General features: G+C 74.3%; 15 protein-coding genes. 8 read left to right on the forward strand and 7 right to left on the reverse strand.

Features of this window, described 5'->3' with window-relative positions; genetic code table 11:
- Positions 1-174 precede the first annotated feature (174 nt).
- Positions 175-1992 carry an ABC transporter ATP-binding protein gene (locus tag IE255_RS24985; RefSeq protein ID WP_229906570.1) on the reverse strand — a complete coding sequence of 606 codons (1818 nt, stop codon included), beginning with the start codon at positions 1990-1992 and terminating at the stop codon, positions 175-177.
- Between the two features lie 75 nt (positions 1993-2067).
- Here IE255_RS24985 and IE255_RS24990 point away from each other — a divergent pair, with 75 nt between their 5' ends.
- Both IE255_RS24990 and IE255_RS24995 read left to right on the forward strand, forming a co-directional pair.
- Positions 2068-2643, forward strand: a complete 576-nt coding sequence (locus tag IE255_RS24990; protein WP_190052586.1) for a TetR/AcrR family transcriptional regulator — start codon at positions 2068-2070, stop codon at positions 2641-2643.
- A gap of 160 nt (positions 2644-2803) precedes the next feature.
- On the forward strand, positions 2804-4201 hold the full coding sequence (locus tag IE255_RS24995; protein WP_190052587.1) for a glycoside hydrolase family 43 protein: 1398 nt from the start codon (positions 2804-2806) through the stop codon (positions 4199-4201).
- Between the two features lie 184 nt (positions 4202-4385).
- On the opposite strand, the gene IE255_RS25000 is transcribed toward IE255_RS24995, so the two are convergent.
- Positions 4386-4799: a DUF5994 family protein gene (locus IE255_RS25000; RefSeq protein WP_190052588.1), complete on the reverse strand. Its 414-nt coding sequence runs from the start codon at positions 4797-4799 to the stop codon at positions 4386-4388.
- A 285-nt stretch (positions 4800-5084) separates the two neighbouring features.
- On the opposite strand from IE255_RS25000, the gene IE255_RS25005 reads away from it, so the two are divergent.
- A complete protein-coding gene (locus IE255_RS25005) occupies positions 5085-5459 on the forward strand; it encodes a DUF6479 family protein (RefSeq protein ID WP_190052589.1) in 375 nt (124 codons plus the stop codon).
- A 35-nt stretch (positions 5460-5494) separates the two neighbouring features.
- Positions 5495-5989, forward strand: a complete 495-nt coding sequence (locus tag IE255_RS25010; RefSeq protein ID WP_190052590.1) for a hypothetical protein — start codon at positions 5495-5497, stop codon at positions 5987-5989.
- On the opposite strand, the gene IE255_RS25015 is transcribed toward IE255_RS25010, so the two are convergent.
- The gene (locus IE255_RS25015; RefSeq protein WP_190052591.1) at positions 5983-6723 is read right to left on the reverse strand and encodes an Ig-like domain-containing protein; all 741 of its coding nucleotides are present in this window, start codon (positions 6721-6723) and stop codon (positions 5983-5985) included. The genes IE255_RS25010 and IE255_RS25015 overlap by 7 nt on opposite strands.
- Before the next feature lie 176 nt (positions 6724-6899).
- Entirely contained in the window at positions 6900-8582 is a 1683-nt protein-coding gene (locus IE255_RS25020) for a glycoside hydrolase family 13 protein (protein ID WP_190052592.1), read from the reverse strand.
- Between the two features lie 308 nt (positions 8583-8890).
- On the opposite strand from IE255_RS25020, the gene IE255_RS25025 reads away from it, so the two are divergent.
- Complete coding sequence (locus IE255_RS25025; RefSeq protein ID WP_190052593.1) at positions 8891-9838, forward strand: LAETG motif-containing sortase-dependent surface protein; 948 nt, start codon at positions 8891-8893, stop codon at positions 9836-9838.
- Positions 9839-9924: 86 nt separating this feature from the next.
- On the opposite strand, the gene IE255_RS25030 is transcribed toward IE255_RS25025, so the two are convergent.
- Both IE255_RS25030 and IE255_RS25035 read right to left on the reverse strand, forming a co-directional pair.
- Positions 9925-10902, reverse strand: coding sequence for a nucleoside hydrolase (locus tag IE255_RS25030; protein WP_190052594.1), 978 nt, complete (start codon positions 10900-10902; stop codon positions 9925-9927).
- A 117-nt stretch (positions 10903-11019) separates the two neighbouring features.
- The gene (locus IE255_RS25035; protein ID WP_190052595.1) at positions 11020-11559 is read right to left on the reverse strand and encodes a YceI family protein; all 540 of its coding nucleotides are present in this window, start codon (positions 11557-11559) and stop codon (positions 11020-11022) included.
- 156 nt (positions 11560-11715) lie between these two features.
- On the opposite strand from IE255_RS25035, the gene sigJ reads away from it, so the two are divergent.
- The gene (gene sigJ, locus IE255_RS25040; protein ID WP_190052596.1) at positions 11716-12645 is read left to right on the forward strand and encodes an RNA polymerase sigma factor SigJ; all 930 of its coding nucleotides are present in this window, start codon (positions 11716-11718) and stop codon (positions 12643-12645) included.
- 47 nt (positions 12646-12692) lie between these two features.
- Positions 12693-13517 carry a nucleotidyltransferase domain-containing protein gene (locus IE255_RS25045; protein ID WP_190052597.1) on the forward strand — a complete coding sequence of 275 codons (825 nt, stop codon included), beginning with the start codon at positions 12693-12695 and terminating at the stop codon, positions 13515-13517.
- Positions 13518-13533: 16 nt separating this feature from the next.
- On the opposite strand, the gene thrS is transcribed toward IE255_RS25045, so the two are convergent.
- Positions 13534-14754 (reverse strand): threonine--tRNA ligase, encoded by a 1221-nt coding sequence (thrS, locus tag IE255_RS25050; protein ID WP_190052598.1) that lies wholly within the window; start codon positions 14752-14754, stop codon positions 13534-13536.
- Positions 14755-15104: 350 nt separating this feature from the next.
- On the opposite strand from thrS, the gene IE255_RS25055 reads away from it, so the two are divergent.
- The gene (locus IE255_RS25055) at positions 15105-15890 is read left to right on the forward strand and encodes a hypothetical protein (RefSeq protein ID WP_190052599.1); all 786 of its coding nucleotides are present in this window, start codon (positions 15105-15107) and stop codon (positions 15888-15890) included.
- The last annotated feature ends 584 nt before the right edge of the window (positions 15891-16474 follow it).

Below are 16474 nucleotides of genomic sequence, written 5' to 3' on the forward strand. Positions count from 1 at the left end.
TGACGGTGGGGAGGGGCGGGCCCTCACTCCTGTCACGGGGGTCAGGGACCGGCCCTCAATCTCCAGCCACCACCGAGGTCGTCACCTCGGCCGAACGGCCACCGTTCGGGAGCCCGCGGCCCGCCGCCTCGGCCGAACGGCCAACCCGGGCCTCTCACCCGCCGCGCGGACCCGTCACACCGACTGCGGGTGCGCGGCGATGCGCAGGGCCTCCACCAGCTCGCGGTACAGCGCGTCCGTGGCGAGCAGCTCCGCGTGGCTGCCCCGGGCGCGGACGCGGCCCGCCTCCATCACCACGATGGTGTCCGCGTCGATCACGGTCGACAGCCGGTGGGCGATCGTGACGACGGCGCCGCCGGCCGCGCGGGAGCGGACGCACGCCTGGACGGCGGCCTCGGTCAGCCCGTCGAGCTGGGCCGTCGCCTCGTCCAGGAGCAAGACGTCCGGCGTGCGCAGCAGGGCCCGGGCCAGCGCGATGCGCTGCCGCTCCCCGCCCGAGACCGCCGCGCCGGACAGGGGCGTGTCGAGTCCGTCGTCCAGGGCGTCGATCTTCTCGGCCAGCCGTACCTCGCGCAGGACCCGGCGCAGTTCCGCGTCCGTCGCGTCGGGTCGGGCGAGCAGCAGGTTGTCGCGGATCGTGCCGGGGACGACCGGGGTGTCCTGCTCGACGTAGGCCAGGCGGGAGCGGATCTCGTCGTGGGTGTGGTCGCGGTAGGGGCGGCCGTCCAGCAGCAGTTCGCCGCCGGTCGGCTCCAGGAAGCGCAGCACCAGGGAGAACAGGGTCGTCTTGCCCGCCCCCGACGGCCCGACGATCGCGGTGTGCCCGCGCCGGGGGATCGCGAGGCCAACGCCGCGCACCGCCGGTTCGGCGTCGGGGCCGTAGGCCGCGGTGACGTCGCGCAGTTCCAGCACGGGGGTGTCCGGCGCGGCGGCTTCACGCGCCGGCACCGGTGCCGGTGCCGGCACCGGCACGCGTACGCCGTCGTCGTCCTCCTCCTCAGATTCCAGATCCTCTGATTCCAGATCCTCCGTCTCCCGGATCCGCTCCGCCGCGGCGATGCCCGACTGGAGCGCGGTGACGTTCTGGCTGAGTTCGCTGATGGGGTCCATCAGACCGAACGCGTACAGCAGGAACGCGATGAGGCTGGAGACCTCCAGGGCCCCCTCGGCGACCCGCCAGGCGCCCACGCCCAGCACCAGGATGATCGCCAGCTGGATGCCGGCCAGCGCGATCGTCCAGGCCAGGGCCTCGCGGCGGACCGCGCGCACGCCGTGCTCGGCGGAGGTGCGCGCGTCGGCCACGATGCGCTCGGCCGTACGGTCCTCGGCGCGGCCGGCCTTGACCGTGCGGATCGCGCGCAGCGCGCCCTCCAGGTTGCCGCCGAGCCGTCCCAGGTGGTCCTGGGCGCGCTGCTGCGCGGTCGCGATCCCGGGCATCAGGACGGCGAACAGGACGCCGACCACCACCACGGCCGCCGCGACCGTGCCCAGCAGCACCAGGTCGAGGACCGCCATGAGGACCAGGGTCCCCAAGAGCATGACGACGGCGTTGATCAGGCCGACCGGGGCGCCCGTGGCGGCCTGGTGCAGCAGGACCGTGTCGGAGGTGACGCGGGTGACGAGTTCGCCGGGCGGACGGCGGGTGACGGCGGTGACGGTGGCCCGCAGGAAGCGCCGCACCATCGACTCGCGGGCCCGGAGCACCACGCGCTCCCCCAGCGTGCCGATCAGCGTCCACTGCCAGTAGGTGACGGCGCTGCCGACGACCAGCAGGAGCAGCAGGGCCGTCAGCGGTCCGCGCAGCGACTGGGAGCCGCCGAGCGCGTCGAGCACCCCCTTCGTGACCATCGGCGTGGCCAGCCCCGTCCCGGACCCGACGAGGGCGAGGACGAGGGCGAGGGCCAGGGATCGCCGGTGCGGCCGGGCGAACGACCAGAGGATCCGCAGTCGCGGGACGGACACCGAACGAGACGTGCCTTCCGGAACAGTCATGCGACTTAGTGGAACACCGATGTTCCATAACGGTCAAGGAATTTTCACCACGGAGGAGCGCGCTACCGTATGCGCATGGGTGAGGACCGGGCCGTCGCGGCCGAGAGCGGAACACGGGCACGGACGCGGCGCGCCATCGTCCAGGCCGCCGTCGCCCTGCTGGCCGGCGACCCGACCGCGTCGCTCGGCGACGTCGCGGCGGCGGCGGGCGTGGGGCGGACGACGGTCCACCGCTACTTCCCCGAGCGGTCCGACCTGCTGGCGGCCATCGGCGCGGACGTCCTGGAGAAGGTCGCGGCGGCCACCGAGCGCGCCCGCCTCGACGACGGCCCGGCCGCCAAGGCCCTGGAGCGCCTGTGCCAGGAGTACTTCGAGCTCGGCGACGGCCTCACGCTGATGTTCGAGACGCCGCAGCTGACGAACTGGTCCGGCTGGGAGCAGGAGACCGCCGCCGACCGGCACTTCCTGGACACGGTCCGGCGCGGCCACGCCGAGGGCAGCATCGACCCGGAGCTGGACGAGGAGTGGATCCGCAACCTGGTGTGGGCGTTGCTCTACTCGGCCTGGGAGCAGGCCCGCACCACCGGCACGCCCAAGCACTCCGCCCTGACCCTGTGCCTGCGCACCCTGCGCAAGGCGCTCGCGCCATAGGGGCCTCGCGCCACAGGGCCTTCCCCCGCCGGGACTTCGCGTCCGAGTCATTGACGCCGTACGGTCACCGGCCCTACCGTCTGGCCGAATTGCCGAACCACGTTCGGTATTTCAAACGCGCAGCTTCGCTCCGTACCCCCGACGGAAGGCCGAGCCAACCATGACCACCCCTCGCAGACCCTCCCGCCGCCACCTCCTCGGCATGGCCGCGACCCTGCCGCTCGCGCTCACCACCGACCTGGCCCTGGGCGCCGGCACGGCCGGAGCGGCGACCGGACCGGCGTACGTGATGGGCTACTTCACCGAGTCGACCAACCTCGGCGCCGGCACCGCCTACGGCCTGCACCTCGCCGTCAGCCTCGACGGGCTGGAGTGGACGCCGCTCAACCAGAACCAGCCGGTGGTCACCCCCACCCAGGGCGCCGGCGGCCTGCGCGACCCGTTCATCCTGCGCAAGCAGGACGGCACCTTCGTCGTGCTCGCCACCGACCTCAAGGGCACCGACTGGAACCGCAACAGCCAGTACATCCACGTCTGGGACTCCGCCGACCTGCGCTCCCTCACCGGCTACCGGCTGCTGAAGCTGCACGACATGGCCACGCACAGCTGGGCCCCGGAGGCCTTCTGGGACGCCGGGCGCGGGCAGTACGGGATCGTCTACTCGTCCGTGAACTCCAGCGGCCACAACGTGCTGATGGTCAACTACACGACCGACTTCCGCACGGTCTCCGCGCCCCAGGTCTTCTTCGACCCGGGCTACGACGTGATCGACGGCAGCTTCGCCCTCGGCGTCGGCGGCACGAACTACATGTACTTCAAGGACAGCTCCAAGCAGACCCTGGTCGGCGCCCGCTCCGCCACCCTCGCCCCGCGCAGCTGGCAGGTGTTCAGCACGCCCGTGGCCCACGGCGGCACGGAGGCGCCGATCCTCGTGCGGTCGCAGTCGACCGGAACCTGGTACCTCTGGGGTGACACGTACACGCCGAACGGCGTCTTCTACGCCTGGCAGACCACCGACCTGGCCTCCGGCACCTGGACGCCGGTCGACCAGCGCCGCTACACGCAGCCGCTGAACTCCAAGCACGGCAGCATCGCGGCGCTCACGGGCACGCAGTACGACAACCTCCTCGCGCACTGGGGAGCCCCGGCCTGGAACCGGCTGAAGTCGTACAACCACCCGGACCGCTACGTCCGCCACGCCGGTTTCGCGGGCCGCATCGACCCCTACCCCCTCGACCCGTACACCGACTCCCAGTGGAAGCTCGTCCCGGGCCTCGCCGACGCCTCCGGAGTGTCCTTCCAGTCGGTCAACTACCCGGACCGGTACCTGCGGCACTACAGCTACGCCCTGCGGCTGGACGTCAACGACGGCACCTCCGCGTTCGCGCAGGACGCCACCTTCCACAAGGTCGCCGGGCTGGCCGACTCCGCCTGGACGTCGTTCCGCTCGCACAACTACCCGACCCGCTACATCCGCCACTCCGGCTACGCCCTGCGCATCGACCCCGTCGCCACCGCCACCGACCGGGCGGACGCGACGTTCCGGATCGGCTACTGACCCGCGCTCCGGCAGGCGGGAAGGCCGGACCGGGCTCCCGAGCGGCACACGCGGGGACGCGACGGCCCGACCGGCCTTCCTCTGGCCGCAATCTGCCACCCGGCACCCCGCGGCGCCTCCCGGGGAGGCCCGAACGAGGGCGGGGGCAGGCCTGTGACAGGCCTTGGTGCTGGTCGCGCAAGCGTCAGGCGCCCTGTTCGACGGCCCGTTCCATGAGGCGGCCGGCCTCCGCCTCCGCCGTGGCCGGCGGCACCACCAGCAGGTCCCAGCGGCCGCGGCCGGGGGCGAGCAGGCAGACGGTGTGCGGGGCGGTCGGCGAGTCCTTCCGGCCCACGTGGACGGCCTGTCCCGCGACGACCATCCGCTCCGGGCAGGCCGGCCAGGCGTCCCCGTTGACCAGGACGCTGCTGATCCGGCCCCAGGCCCGCGGCAGTACGCGCAGCAGCCCGGGCAGTTCCGCGGCCAGGTCGTAGGAGCGGGGCCACCACGCCCCGTCGATCCGGCGTGCGGTACGGCCCTGGCGCGGCTGGGCCGCGAGCCGGAGGCGGACCTCGGACCGTGCGGGGTGGGGCGACGGGGGTGGGGAGGCGGACGTCATCGGGGGCTCCTGCTGCGGACGGGGTGCGTGGCCAGGAGGTGGCGAAGCCGCGAGCCCGGTGTACGGAGGCGGGGGTTTCGTCGAGCGCCGAGGGCGAGACCGGTTCGGCCACCGGTTGCGACTTACCCTCGGTTCCTCCACCGTACCCCGCGAGGCGGCACGGGGGCCGGGCCCGCCCGTGCCGCCCGGGACCGGTCGGAGGCCGTAGCGGCTCTTCACGTCCCCGGCTCTCGCCACCGGACATTCCGGGCGCTTTATGGCAATCCGTCGGCGATAATCGGAGCTATGACAACGGCAACGTACGAAGTGCTGGCGGCGTCGTCAGATCATGCGGTCGCCGTGACCATCGCGTTCATCGGCGGGCTGATCGTGGCCTGCGCGCTGATCTGGGCCGTGCGGGTCGGGATGCGCGTCATGGACAAGGACACCCACCACCCCGCCCCCGAGGAGCAGCCGCACCTCCCGGAGACCGGACCGGTCCGCGAGATGCGGGAGATGCGGGAGCCCGACGAGATGCCGGTCGTGACGCGCGACGGCAGGCGGCTGCTGCCCCATGAGCTGCACCGCGCGAGCACCAGGACCGGCAAGGACCAGAAGCCGCGCCGCTGGCTGCCCGGATCCAGCGGGTCCTTCGGCGGCGGCGGCCTCGGCCACACGTGATGCCGTAGGGGCCCGCGTCTTCCCAGGGAGGCGACATGGCTGCCCGCCACCGGACGCGCCGGGCGACGGGCGGGGCCGCCCTGGCGCCGGCCCTGGCCGCCGTGCTCGCCGTGCTCGCCGGCTGCGGCGGTGACAGCCCCGCGGACACGGCCCGCAGGGCGGAGTCGGCGGCCGAGTCGCTCGCGTCGCGGGCCTCCGAGGCGGTGGAGTCGGCGACGGCGGAGGCCGAGCGCCGGCTCGACGACATCAGGGACGGCATCGACGTGAAGGACGACGTGCGGCTCGGCGCCGTCGCGGTCGGCTCCGACGGCCGGGCCCGGGTCGAGGTCACCGTGCGCAACACCGACGCCGCGGCCCGCTCCTTCGCGGTCCAGGTCGACTTCACCGACCCCGGCGGCGGACTGCTCGACACGGTCGTCGTCACCGTGCACGACGTCCCGGCCGACGGGTCCGGCACGGTCACCGCCCGCAGCACCCACGACCTGTCCGGAGAGGTCCGGGCGGAGGTGGCCCGGGCGCTGCGCTACTGACCGGCGCGGGCCTCGGTGGCCACGGAGATGTCGATCTGCTCGCTCATGGCGCTCACCCCGTTCAGGGTCGCGACCGCCTGGAGGCGGTTGCGACCGGCCGGGAAGGCCGGGCCCGGAGTGCACGTCCAGGTGCCGTCGGGGGCGGCGGTGGTCGCGCAGGCCTCGTGGTCGTCCTTGTCCCGGACGGTGACCCGGGCGCCCGGATGCGCCGTGCCGGCGATCTCGGGCCGGGTGCCCAGCGGCACGCCCGACAGGGGGCGCGTCAGCGTCGGCCCGGCCAGGCCCACGGTCACGGCACACCGCCCCGCGGCCCGCCGTACGCCCCACGCGTCGGTGACCCGCAACTCGCAGCCGTGCAGCCGGGTGCCGGGCACGGCGTCCGCGGGCACCGCCAGCACGAAGGGGAACATGCGGTCCCGCGCGGGCTGCCCGGTCGCGTCGGCGGTGACGGTGTACGTCCCGCTGCGTCCGTCGGCGGCGACCCGGCCGCGGAGACCCGGTGCGTCGAGCGGCGTGCCCGTCACGCGGGTGCCCCGGGGCGCGCTCAGGGTCAGCGTCGTGCCCGGCTCTGCCCCCTCGTGGCCCGTGACGTCGAGGATGCCCTCGCGGCCGGGGGCGATGGTCGCGGCACCCCACAGGTCACGGTCCTGGGCGAGCGCGGGCGTCCCCGCACACGCGAGCACCCCCGCGACGACGGCCCCCGCCACGGCTGCTGACCTGCTGGACCTGTTCATCGCGGGCGAGGCTCCCTGTCCGGATACGGCCTGGTCGAAGACACTCCGCCGCCGATTCTCGCGGGCGCCCGGGCAGGCGGCACCCGCTGCTGACCCACGCGAGTGGACCCGCGCCCCGGAAGGGGCGCGGGGAACCGCGCGACCAGCCACGACGCCACCGCACCCGAACGAAACCGCTACCGCCCCAGCCACACCGTCGTGTCCGGCCCGAGCAGGCCGTCCTCCAGCGGGGCGCTGCTCAGCAGCACCTCACCGGCCGGCAGCCGGACCGCCGACGCGGACAGGTTCGTCACGCACCGCCAGCCCTCGCAGCGGTCGAACTGGAGCACGCCGTCCGGGGCGTCCGACGCCCAGGTCAGCTCCTCGCCGTCGAGGAGTTTCCGGCGCAGCCGCAGGGCCGTGCGGTACAGCTCCAGGGTCGAGCCCTCGACGCCGTCCTGCGCCTCGACGGCGTACGCGGCGAAGCCGGGCGGCTGCGGCAGCCAGGCGCCGCCGGGCCCGAAGCCGTACGACGGTCCGGTCGTGGTCCACGGCAGCGGCACCCGGCAGCCGTCCCTGCCCTTGCGGACGTGGCCCGTCTGCTCCCAGATGGGGTCCTGGAGCACCTCGGTGGGCAGGTCGGCGACCTCGGGCAGGCCGAGTTCCTCGCCCTGGTAGACGTAGGCCGAGCCGGGCAGCGCCAGCATCAGCAAGGTGGCCGCCCGGGCCCGGCGCAGCCCGGCCGCCTCGTCGACCGCGGGGGCGTGGCCGCCGGACAGCAGCCAGGCGTTCTCGTCCGTGCCGGGCGGGAGCATCAGGCGGGAGGCGTGCCGTATGACGTCGTGGTTGGACAGCACCCAGGTGGCCGAGGCGCCGGCCGCCCGGGCGGTGGCGAGCGCGTCGGTGATGACCTGCCTCAGCTCCTCGGCGTCCCAACGGGCCTCCAGGTACTCGAAGTTGAAGGCCTGGCCCAGCTCGTCCGGACGGGCGTAGAGCACGCGCCGCGCGCCCGGCACCCATGCCTCGGCGACGGCCATGCGGGGCGGGCGGTAGGCGTCGAGGATCTTGCGCCAGTCGCGGTAGATCTCGTGCACGTCGTCGCGGTCGTAGAAGGGGTGGGTGCCGGGCGGCATCCCGGTGAGGGCCTCCTCGCGGCTCAGCTCGGGTGCGCCGAGGTCGCGCAGCGGTTCGCTCAGGTCCTTGACGAGGGCGTGGGCGACGTCGACCCGGAAGCCGTCGACCCCCCGGTCGGACCAGAAGCGCAGGGTCGTGCGGTAGTCGGCGCGGACCTCCTGGTTCTCCCAGTTGAGGTCGGGCTGTTCGGGCGCGAACAGGTGCAGGTACCACTGGCCGTCGGGCACCCGTTTCCAGGCGCTGCCGCCGAAGACGGACTGCCAGTCGGTGGGCGGGAGTTCGCCGTGCTCGCCGCGGCCGTCCCGGAAGACGTACCGGTCGCGGGCGGCCGAGCCGGGGCCGGAGCGCAGCGCCTCCTGGAACCAGACGTGCTGGTGGGAGGAGTGGTTGGGCACGATGTCGACGATGACCTTCAGGCCGAGGCGGTGGGCCTCGGCGACCAGGGCGTCGAAGTCGTCGAGCGTACCCAGGCGCGGGTCGACGCCGCGGGGGTCGGCGACGTCGTAGCCGCCGTCGGCGAGCTCGGACGGGTAGAAGGGGCTGAGCCACAGGGCGTCGACGCCCAGGGCGGCGAGGTGGGTGAGGCGGCGGGTGATGCCGCGCAGATCGCCGAGGCCGTCGCCGTCGGCGTCGGCGAAGCTGCGGGGATAGACCTGGTAGACGACGGCCTGGCGCCACCAGTCGGGGTCCCGGGACGACAGGTCGAGGGTGGAGCGATCGGTCACGCGGTCTCCTCTTCCGTGCATGGCTTCCGTACATAGGGCGACAGCAGGAAACCTGTCCAGAATGGCGGAAAAAGGAACCACCGGACTGACCGGAGCAAGCCGTTCCTGACGTGATGGAAGTGTGATGGAGGGGTAACTCCCTTCGCATACTCGCAGGTTGACAGCGTGCTGCGGCACGGCCACGATGGGGGCGCACTGAGGCGCATGTGACCAATGAGCCCAGTGTTTCTCAGACCACTCACCCCCGGTGCGGCCCCGGCAGCCGTGCGCCGCGCGCTGCCCGCATGCCGCCACCCGGGTTCCGGCACACGCCAAGAAACGGGATACCCATGTCCATAGCGAGACGTGTCACCGCGCGCCGCCTGCTGGGGACGGGCGCCGCGGCCCTCGCCCTGTGCGCCGCCTCCGCCACCACCGCGTTCGCCACCGGGACGCCCGGTGGCGACGGCTGGTCGTCCGGCGGCACCTACAAGCCCGGGACGGGCGCGGGCACGGAGACGGGGACCGACCGCTGCCAGTTCTCGCTCGACGGCACGCACTTCCAGGACTCGGTCAGGGTCGACGACCAGAACCTGAAGCCGACCGACGACGGCAAGGTCCACATCAAGGTCCGCACCGCCGGTGACGCGGCCACCTGCACGGCCTCCCTCGCCTCCTACCTGGCGCACGGCGCGACCTTCGCGACCTCAGGCGAGCAGGTGTTCGTCGACTTCGACACGGTGACGGTCAAGCCGGGCGGCACCGACTCGCTCGACATCGCCATCCCGGACAAGGGCTGCTTCGGGCAGATCGACCTCTACCGGGGCGCGGTGAAGTTCGACGGCGAGCTCGACGCGAAGGACGGCTTCGAGCACGGCGAGCTGCCCAAGGGCCCGGACCGCCCGGTCATCAAGGACAAGCTGATCGCGGCCTGGAACGGCGGCACGAAGGACTGCACGCAGACCCCGCCGCCGGCCGAGGAGGAGCCGCCCGCCTCCACCCCGCCCGCGAGCCCCTCGGAGCCGGCCGAGGAGACGACGCCGCCCGCGTCCCCGTCCGAGCCCGCCGAGCCGTCCGAGCCCTCGAAGCCGTCCTCCGGCACGGACACGCCCACCCCGACCGCCTCCGAGTCGACCACGCCCCCGGCGCCCACGCCGAACGGCGGTGGCGGTGACCTGGCCGAGACCGGCGCGAACAGCAGCACCGGGCCGATCGCCCTCGGCGCGGCGGCCCTGCTCGCCGGCGGCGCGGCCCTCGTCGTCGCGACCCGCCGCCGCGCGGCGAAGCGCGGCGCCTAGGACGCCTGGTCACCTCACGAGTGACCGACCGCCCCGCTGTCCTCCCCGGGACGACAGCGGGGCGGTCGTCCGTGCGCCGCTCGTGGTCAGCCGGACTCGACCGTCGCCAGGTACAGCTTCACGTAGCGCTCCACGTCCACGTCCAGGCCCACGTCCACCAGGGGCTGTTCGCGGGTGCCCTCGTGGAGTTCGGACTCGCCGGGGCGGGGGCGGCGGTCGACGATCGTCATGCCGCGGGTGGGGCCGGGGGCGAGGGAGACCTCGACGGGGAGGCGGTGGGTGGTCAGGCCCTCCGGGTCGACGACGGCGCAGACCGCGCCCGCGTCGCCGAGCCCGCCGGCGGTCTCCTCCGGGTCGTCGGGGCGGCTGCCCGGGTGCGCCGGGCGGTGGGCGAGCAGCTCGCCGGCCAGCCGCGCGCCCGGCTCGGCGCTCGCGCGCAGACGCCGTACGTCCGCCGTGGGGACCACGACCCGGGTGAACACGTCCAGCCCGTACATCGTGATCGGCACCCCCGCGGTGAGCAGGATCGCGGCCGCCTCCGGGTCGTGCCACACGTTGAACTCCGCGACCGGCGTGGCGTTCCCGGCCGCCGCCGCGCCGCCCATGAAGACGATCCGCTCGATGTTGCGCACCACCTCCGGGTGGGTGCGCAGGAGCAGCGCGATGTTGGTGAGGGGGGCGGTGGGGATGAGGGTGACCGGGCGCGGGGAGGCGAGGATCTCGCGGCGCAGCAGCGTCACCGCGTCCACGTCCACCGCGGTGCGGGTCGGTGCGGGCAGGCCGAGGTCGCCCATGCCGTCGTGGCCGTGCACGTGCCGCGCCGTCCGCACGGACTCGATCAGCGGCCGCTCGGCGCCCCGGGCGACCGGGATGCCGGGGGCGCCCGCCTGCTCCAGCACGGTGAGGGTGTTGCGGACGACGCCGTCCACGTCCGTGTTCCCGGCCACGCAGGTGATCGCGCGCACGTCGAGCGCCGGGTGCCGGACGGCGAACAGCAGGGCGAGGGCGTCGTCGACGCCGGTGTCGCAGTCGATGACCACCGGGATGCGCTGACCGTCCGTCACGGCGAGGCTCCTTCCGCTGCGCTGTCCCCCGGGGCGGGGGCCGTACCAGCGACCTTACGGCCTGCCCCGGCGGCGGATCAGCCGCTGCGGCCGCCCCAGAGCGCGGTCGGCTGCCGTTCAGGACCGCCGTATCGCCGCGATGTCCAGCTCCAGCGTCACCTTCCGGCCGACCATGCCCCGGCCGCCGCTGACGCCCCAGGTGTCGCGGTCGATGGTCGCCCGGCCCGTGAAGCCGACCCGGAAGACGCCCTGCGGGTCCTTCCCGGCGCCGGTCAGCTCGACGTCCACGGTGACCGGCCTGGTCACGCCGCGGACCGTCAGGTCACCGGTGACCTTGAAGCCGGTCGGGCCGGCCTGCTCCACCCGGGTCGAGGTGAAGGTGAGGGCCGGGTGGACGGCCGAGTCGAGGAAGTCGCCGCCGCGCAGGTGGTCGTCGCGCTTCTGGTTGCCGGTCTGGACGCTCTCCGCCCGGATCGCGAGGCGGACCGTGGATTTCGACGGGCTCTCGCCGTCCAGCCGCGCACTGCCCTCGAACGCGTCGAACGTCCCGCGCACCTTGGTGACGAGCATGGCCCGCGCCACGAAGCCGATGCGGGTGCGGGCAGTGTCGAGGACGTAGTCGCCGGTCAGTTCGCCGAGTGCGGTCGTGGTGGTCATGGTGGGGTCTCCTGGAAGGGAAGGCCTGATGGGGGTCTCGGCAGTACGACGACACAGCCCCGGCGAATGTGAGGCGGCACGGGCCCGCCTCACATTCCGGTGCGCTGTTTCGTCGAACCGGTGAGGACCCGTGCGACCGAGGGAGCCATCCGCACCATGACCACACCGTCCGAGCCCGCAGACGACCTCAGCGCGGTCACCCGCGAGCGGCGCCAGCTGCTCAACCTCGCGTACCGGCTGCTCGGCTCGCTCGCCGAGGCCGAGGACGTCGTGCAGGAGACGTACGCCCGCTGGTACGCCCTGTCCCCGCGGCAGCGGGACGGCATCGACTCCCCCGCCGCCTGGCTGACGACCGTCGCCGGCCGCGTCTGCCTCGACCTGCTCGGCTCGGCCCGGGCCAGGCGCGAGCGGTACGTCGGTGAGTGGGTCCCGGAGCCGCTGCCCAGCCGGACGGAGTGGATCAGCGGGCGCTGGGGCGACAGCACGGCCGACCCGGCCGATCCCGCCGACCGCGTCACGCTCGACGAGTCCGTCAGCATGGCCTTCCTCGTCGTGCTCGAGTCGATGACCCCGGCCGAGCGGGTCGCGTTCGTCCTGCACGACGTGTTCCGCTACCCCTTCGCCGAAGTCGCCGAGATCGTCGGCCGGACGCCGGCCGCCTGCCGTCAGCTGGCCTCCTCGGCCCGCCGCCGCGTGCGCGCGGCACGGCCTCCCGCGGCCCCGGCGGCCGAGCGCGCCGACCTCGTCCGGGCCTTCCGGCGGGCGTGGGAGGCCAAGGACATCGACGGGCTCGTCGGCCTGCTGGCCCCCGACGCCACGGCGACCGGCGACGGCGGCGGACTCGTCACGGCCGCGCTCCACCCGGTCGAGGGCGCCGAGCAGATCGCGCGCTTCTTCGTCGACCGGTCCCGCGCCGTCCCCGGCGTGACGATCCTGGAGTGCGCGGTCAACGGCCAGCCCGGCCTGATGGCGCAGAAGGACGGCGTCACCGTGTCGGTGCTCGCGTTCGACGTCGCGGACGGCCGGATCACCCGCATCTGGGCCGTGCTCAACCCCGACAAACTCCGCCCCTGGAGGGCGGCCTGACAGAAAATGAGCTGATCTCTCGGGGCGCCTTCCCTAGCATCCCGACCATGCCCTCTGCCTCCCCCGCACTCGACGACCGCATCGACCGCCTGCGCAAGCTCGCCCACGCCGACCCGCGACTGGAGGGTGTCCTGCTCTACGGCTCGTGGACCCTCGGCGAGGCCGACGCCCACTCCGACATCGAGGCGTACCTCTACATCCAGGACGACGAGGTCGCCGGCTTCGACGGCCGGGCCTTCCTGGAGCAGCTCGCGCCGCTCCGGCTCGCGTACACCAACATGTACGACATCCTCACCGTCGTCTTCGACGACCTCATGCGCGGCGAGTTCCACCTCACCCCGGCCGGGTCCGGCATCGACGAGGTTCCCACCTGGCAGGGCATGGTGCACCTGCCCCGCCCCGACGACGCCGTCCTGCTCGACCGCACCGGGCGGCTGACGCGGGCCGCCCGGCAGCTGGCGGAGTTCCGCCCGCACGAGCCGGTGTCCACCGCCCGGCAGCTCACCGACGAGCTGGCCAACTGGACGCTGATGCTCGCCCACATCCTGGCCCGCGGCGAGATCGCCCGCGCCCACGCGCTACTGCACACCGTCGTCGCCCCGCTCCAGCTCCAGCTCTGCCGCCTGCTGCGGGGCAGCACCGCCCACTGGCTCACCCCCAGCCGCGCCCTGGAGCAGGAGCTGCCGGCCGCCGACCGCGACCGCTACGTCACCACCACGGCCGTCGCACGCGAGCTGGAGGTGCGTACGGCCGCGCGCAACAGCTGGCGCTGGAGCCGGGAGCTGGCCGGCGAGGCGGCCGGGCGCTGGGCGTTCGACCTGCCGCACGAGCTGCACGAACAGATCGCCGGGCTCCTGGACGCCCCTCGCTGACCCCGGCCCGTCCGCCCTACGCCGGTTCCCACAGGCCGGTGCCGCGGGCCGCCACCCGGTCCGCGACGCGCCGCAGCAGCTCGTCGGCGGGCAGCGGGTCCGGCCGGCGCCCGTCCCGCAGGCGCGGTGCCACCAGCCCGGCGTCGGCCTCGCGCCCGCCGATCACCGCCTGGTAGGGGACCAGCCGGGCCGCGCGGATCCGGGCGGCGAGGGTGCCCTGCTCGGGCCCGGCGACCTCGGCGCGCAGACCGAGCCCGTGGGCGCGGTCCGCGAGGGCGTGGGCGTGTTCGGCCTGCTCGTCCCCGACCGGCAGGACTGCCAGCTGTACGGGGGCCAGCCACGGCGGGAAGGCGCCGCCGTGCGCCTCGATGAGGTGGGCGACCGCGCGCTCCACGCTGCCGATGATGCTGCGGTGCACCATCACCGGGCGGTGCTTCGCCCCGTCGGCGCCGATGTAGTGCAGGTCGAAGCGCTCGGGCTGGTGGAAGTCGATCTGGACGGTGGAGAGGGTGGCCTCCCGCCCGGCCGGGTCGGTGATCTGCACGTCGATCTTCGGGCCGTAGAAGGCCGCCTCGCCCTCGGCGGCGTCGTAGGGGATGCCGGAGCCGTCCAGGACCTCCCGGAGCAGGGCGGTGGCCCGCCGCCACAGCTCCGGGTCGGCCACGTACTTGCCGCCCTCGCCGGGCAGCGAGAGACGGTGCCGGGACGCGCGGATGCCCAGGTCGGCGTAGGCGCGGCCGATCAGCTCCAGCGCGGCGCGCGCCTCCGCCACGGCCTGCTCCAGGGTGCAGAAGATGTGCGCGTCGTTGAGGGTGATGGCCCGCACCCGGGTCAGGCCGCCGAGGACGCCGGACAGCTCCGAGCGGTACATGCCGCCCAGCTCCGCCATACGCAGGGGGAGTTCGCGGTAGCTGTGGGAGCGGGAGCGGTAGATGAGGGCGTGGTGGGGGCACAGGCTGGGGCGCAGCAGCACCTGTTCGGCGCCCAGGTCCATGGGCGGGAACATGTCGTCGCCGTAGTGGTCCCAGTGGCCGGAGATCTCGTACAGCTCCCGTTTGCCGAGGACGGGCGAGTACACGTGCCGGTAGCCCGCCCGCCGCTCCGCCTCGCGGATGTACTCCTCCAGGGTGTGCCGCACGATCGCGCCGTCGGGCAGCCAGTACGGCAGCCCCGCGCCCATCAGCGGGTCGGTGTCGAACAGGTCCAGTTCACGGCCGAGTCGGCGGTGGTCGTGCATGGCGGGCTCCTCCCAGGTCGGGACGAGCACCACGCGACGAAGCCCCGGGGCACTCGCCCCGGGGCTTCGGACACTCAGGTCAGCTGTCAGCGCGCCGGGACACTCTCCGGCGTCGTCGTGAGAGACGGGAACGGCTTGGCGCGCTTCATGGGCGGGACCGTAGCAGGGGCAGCGGTGTCGGAGCGACGGATTTTCCGTCCCCGCGCGGCCGCGGCGGGGTCGCCGCGCCGTCCCCTCACCCGGACGGCCCGTCGCGCTGGTGGCCGGGCGGTCGCGGTGGTGCCGTAAGAGCAGCACCCGATCTTGGACCGCCCGCTTCCACAGGGCCCGCCCCACCAGGAGACACCCCGATGTCCCACCCTCCGGCCGCCGCCCGTGCCCTCCTGGCCTCCGCGCTGTCCGTGACCGCCCTGCCGGCCACGGCAGGCTGCTCCATCGAGGGCGAGCCGCGGCCGCGGTGGTTCTCCGCCTCGGCCTCCGCCGCCGCATCGCCCGCCGTCGAGCAGCCCGCCGGCTCGGGGGCCGCCCTCACCGAGGCGCAGGCACAGGCGGCGCTGATCACCGCGGCCGATCTGGGGGAGCCGTGGGGGCCGACGCGGGGTGCCAGGACCTGGCGGGACGGGCTGCTCAAGGCGACCACGGAGGACCGGGAGTGCCAGCGGCTGCTCGACGCCCTCTACACGGAGGAGGTCTTCGGCGCCCCGCGGGGCCCGCACGCGACCTCGGCGTTCGACGACGCCGACAGCGACGCCCAGGTGCGCTATCAGATCGCCGCCCACCCTCCGGCGGACGTGGACCGCACCCTGGACTGGCTGAAGTCGCTGCCGGGCCGGTGCGGCCAGTTCACGGCCGCGACGACCCGCGGCGGCGTCCAGGGCGTCGAGGTCCGCGACCTGCCGCTGCCGCCGGTGGGGGACGCCCGCCAGGCCCTGCGGGTGACGCTGGCCGGCGAGACGGAGGACGGGGAGCTGACGTACCTCACCATGGACCTCGCCGCCGCGCGGGTCGGCGAGGAGACCGTCGTCCTCACCCACGCCGGCCTCGGCGAGGTCTACGCGGAGGTCACACAGCAGGCCGTGCGACTCGGGGCGGAGCGGCTGACGGAGATCAGAAAGCAGGCCCGGGCACAGATCTGACCGTGACGGCTGGGGGGCTCCGGGCGTTCGGGGTGTGGGCCTCGGGGGCGTTCGGGGTGCCGGCCTCGCGGGCGTCCCGGGGGTCAGGCCGGCGGGTGTCTCGGGTGTCAGGCCCGCAGGCATCCCGGGTCTCGGGTCGGCGGGCGTCCCGGCCTCAGCCCGACGGGCGTCCCGGGCATCAGACCCGCAGGCATCCCGTGCACCAGGCCGACGGGCATCCCGGGCATCAGCCCGACGGGTGTCGCGGGTGTCAGGCTGGCGGGTGTCCCGGGTCTCGGGTCGGCGGGCGTCCCGGTGTCAGGCCGGCGGGTGTCCCGGGTCTCGGGTCGGCGGGCGTCCCGGGCGTCAGCCCCGCAGGCATCCGGGCATCAGCCCGACGGACGTCCCGGGTCTCAGCCCAGCGGGCGTCCCGGGCATCAGACCCGTAGGCATCCGGGCATCAGCCCGACGGACGTCCCGGCCTCAGCCCAGCGGGCATCCCCGGCATCAGACCCGCAGGCATCCCGGGCATCAGCCCGACGGGCGTCCCGGGCGTCAGGCCGGTGGGCGCCCCGGGCGTCAGCCCAGCGGGCATCCCGGGCGTC

It is taken from the genome of Streptomyces lomondensis (genome assembly GCF_014651035.1).
Taxonomy (GTDB): Bacteria; Actinomycetota; Actinomycetes; order Streptomycetales; family Streptomycetaceae; genus Streptomyces; species Streptomyces lomondensis.

Bases quoted from the DNA above. Each gene is read 5' to 3' on its own strand.
- IE255_RS24985 (WP_229906570.1), bottom strand. From the start codon at position 1,992: ATGACTGTTCCGGAAGGCACGTCTCGTTCGGTGTCCGTCCCGCGACTG.
- IE255_RS24990 (WP_190052586.1), top strand. From the start codon at position 2,068: ATGGGTGAGGACCGGGCCGTCGCGGCCGAGAGCGGAACACGGGCACGG.
- IE255_RS24995 (WP_190052587.1), top strand. From the start codon at position 2,804: ATGACCACCCCTCGCAGACCCTCCCGCCGCCACCTCCTCGGCATGGCC.
- IE255_RS25000 (WP_190052588.1), bottom strand. From the start codon at position 4,799: ATGACGTCCGCCTCCCCACCCCCGTCGCCCCACCCCGCACGGTCCGAG.
- IE255_RS25005 (WP_190052589.1), top strand. From the start codon at position 5,085: ATGACAACGGCAACGTACGAAGTGCTGGCGGCGTCGTCAGATCATGCG.
- IE255_RS25010 (WP_190052590.1), top strand. From the start codon at position 5,495: ATGGCTGCCCGCCACCGGACGCGCCGGGCGACGGGCGGGGCCGCCCTG.
- IE255_RS25015 (WP_190052591.1), bottom strand. From the start codon at position 6,723: ATGAACAGGTCCAGCAGGTCAGCAGCCGTGGCGGGGGCCGTCGTCGCG.
- IE255_RS25020 (WP_190052592.1), bottom strand. From the start codon at position 8,582: ATGCACGGAAGAGGAGACCGCGTGACCGATCGCTCCACCCTCGACCTG.
- IE255_RS25025 (WP_190052593.1), top strand. From the start codon at position 8,891: ATGTCCATAGCGAGACGTGTCACCGCGCGCCGCCTGCTGGGGACGGGC.
- IE255_RS25035 (WP_190052595.1), bottom strand. From the start codon at position 11,559: ATGACCACCACGACCGCACTCGGCGAACTGACCGGCGACTACGTCCTC.
- sigJ (WP_190052596.1), top strand. From the start codon at position 11,716: ATGACCACACCGTCCGAGCCCGCAGACGACCTCAGCGCGGTCACCCGC.
- IE255_RS25045 (WP_190052597.1), top strand. From the start codon at position 12,693: ATGCCCTCTGCCTCCCCCGCACTCGACGACCGCATCGACCGCCTGCGC.
- thrS (WP_190052598.1), bottom strand. From the start codon at position 14,754: ATGCACGACCACCGCCGACTCGGCCGTGAACTGGACCTGTTCGACACC.
- IE255_RS25055 (WP_190052599.1), top strand. From the start codon at position 15,105: ATGTCCCACCCTCCGGCCGCCGCCCGTGCCCTCCTGGCCTCCGCGCTG.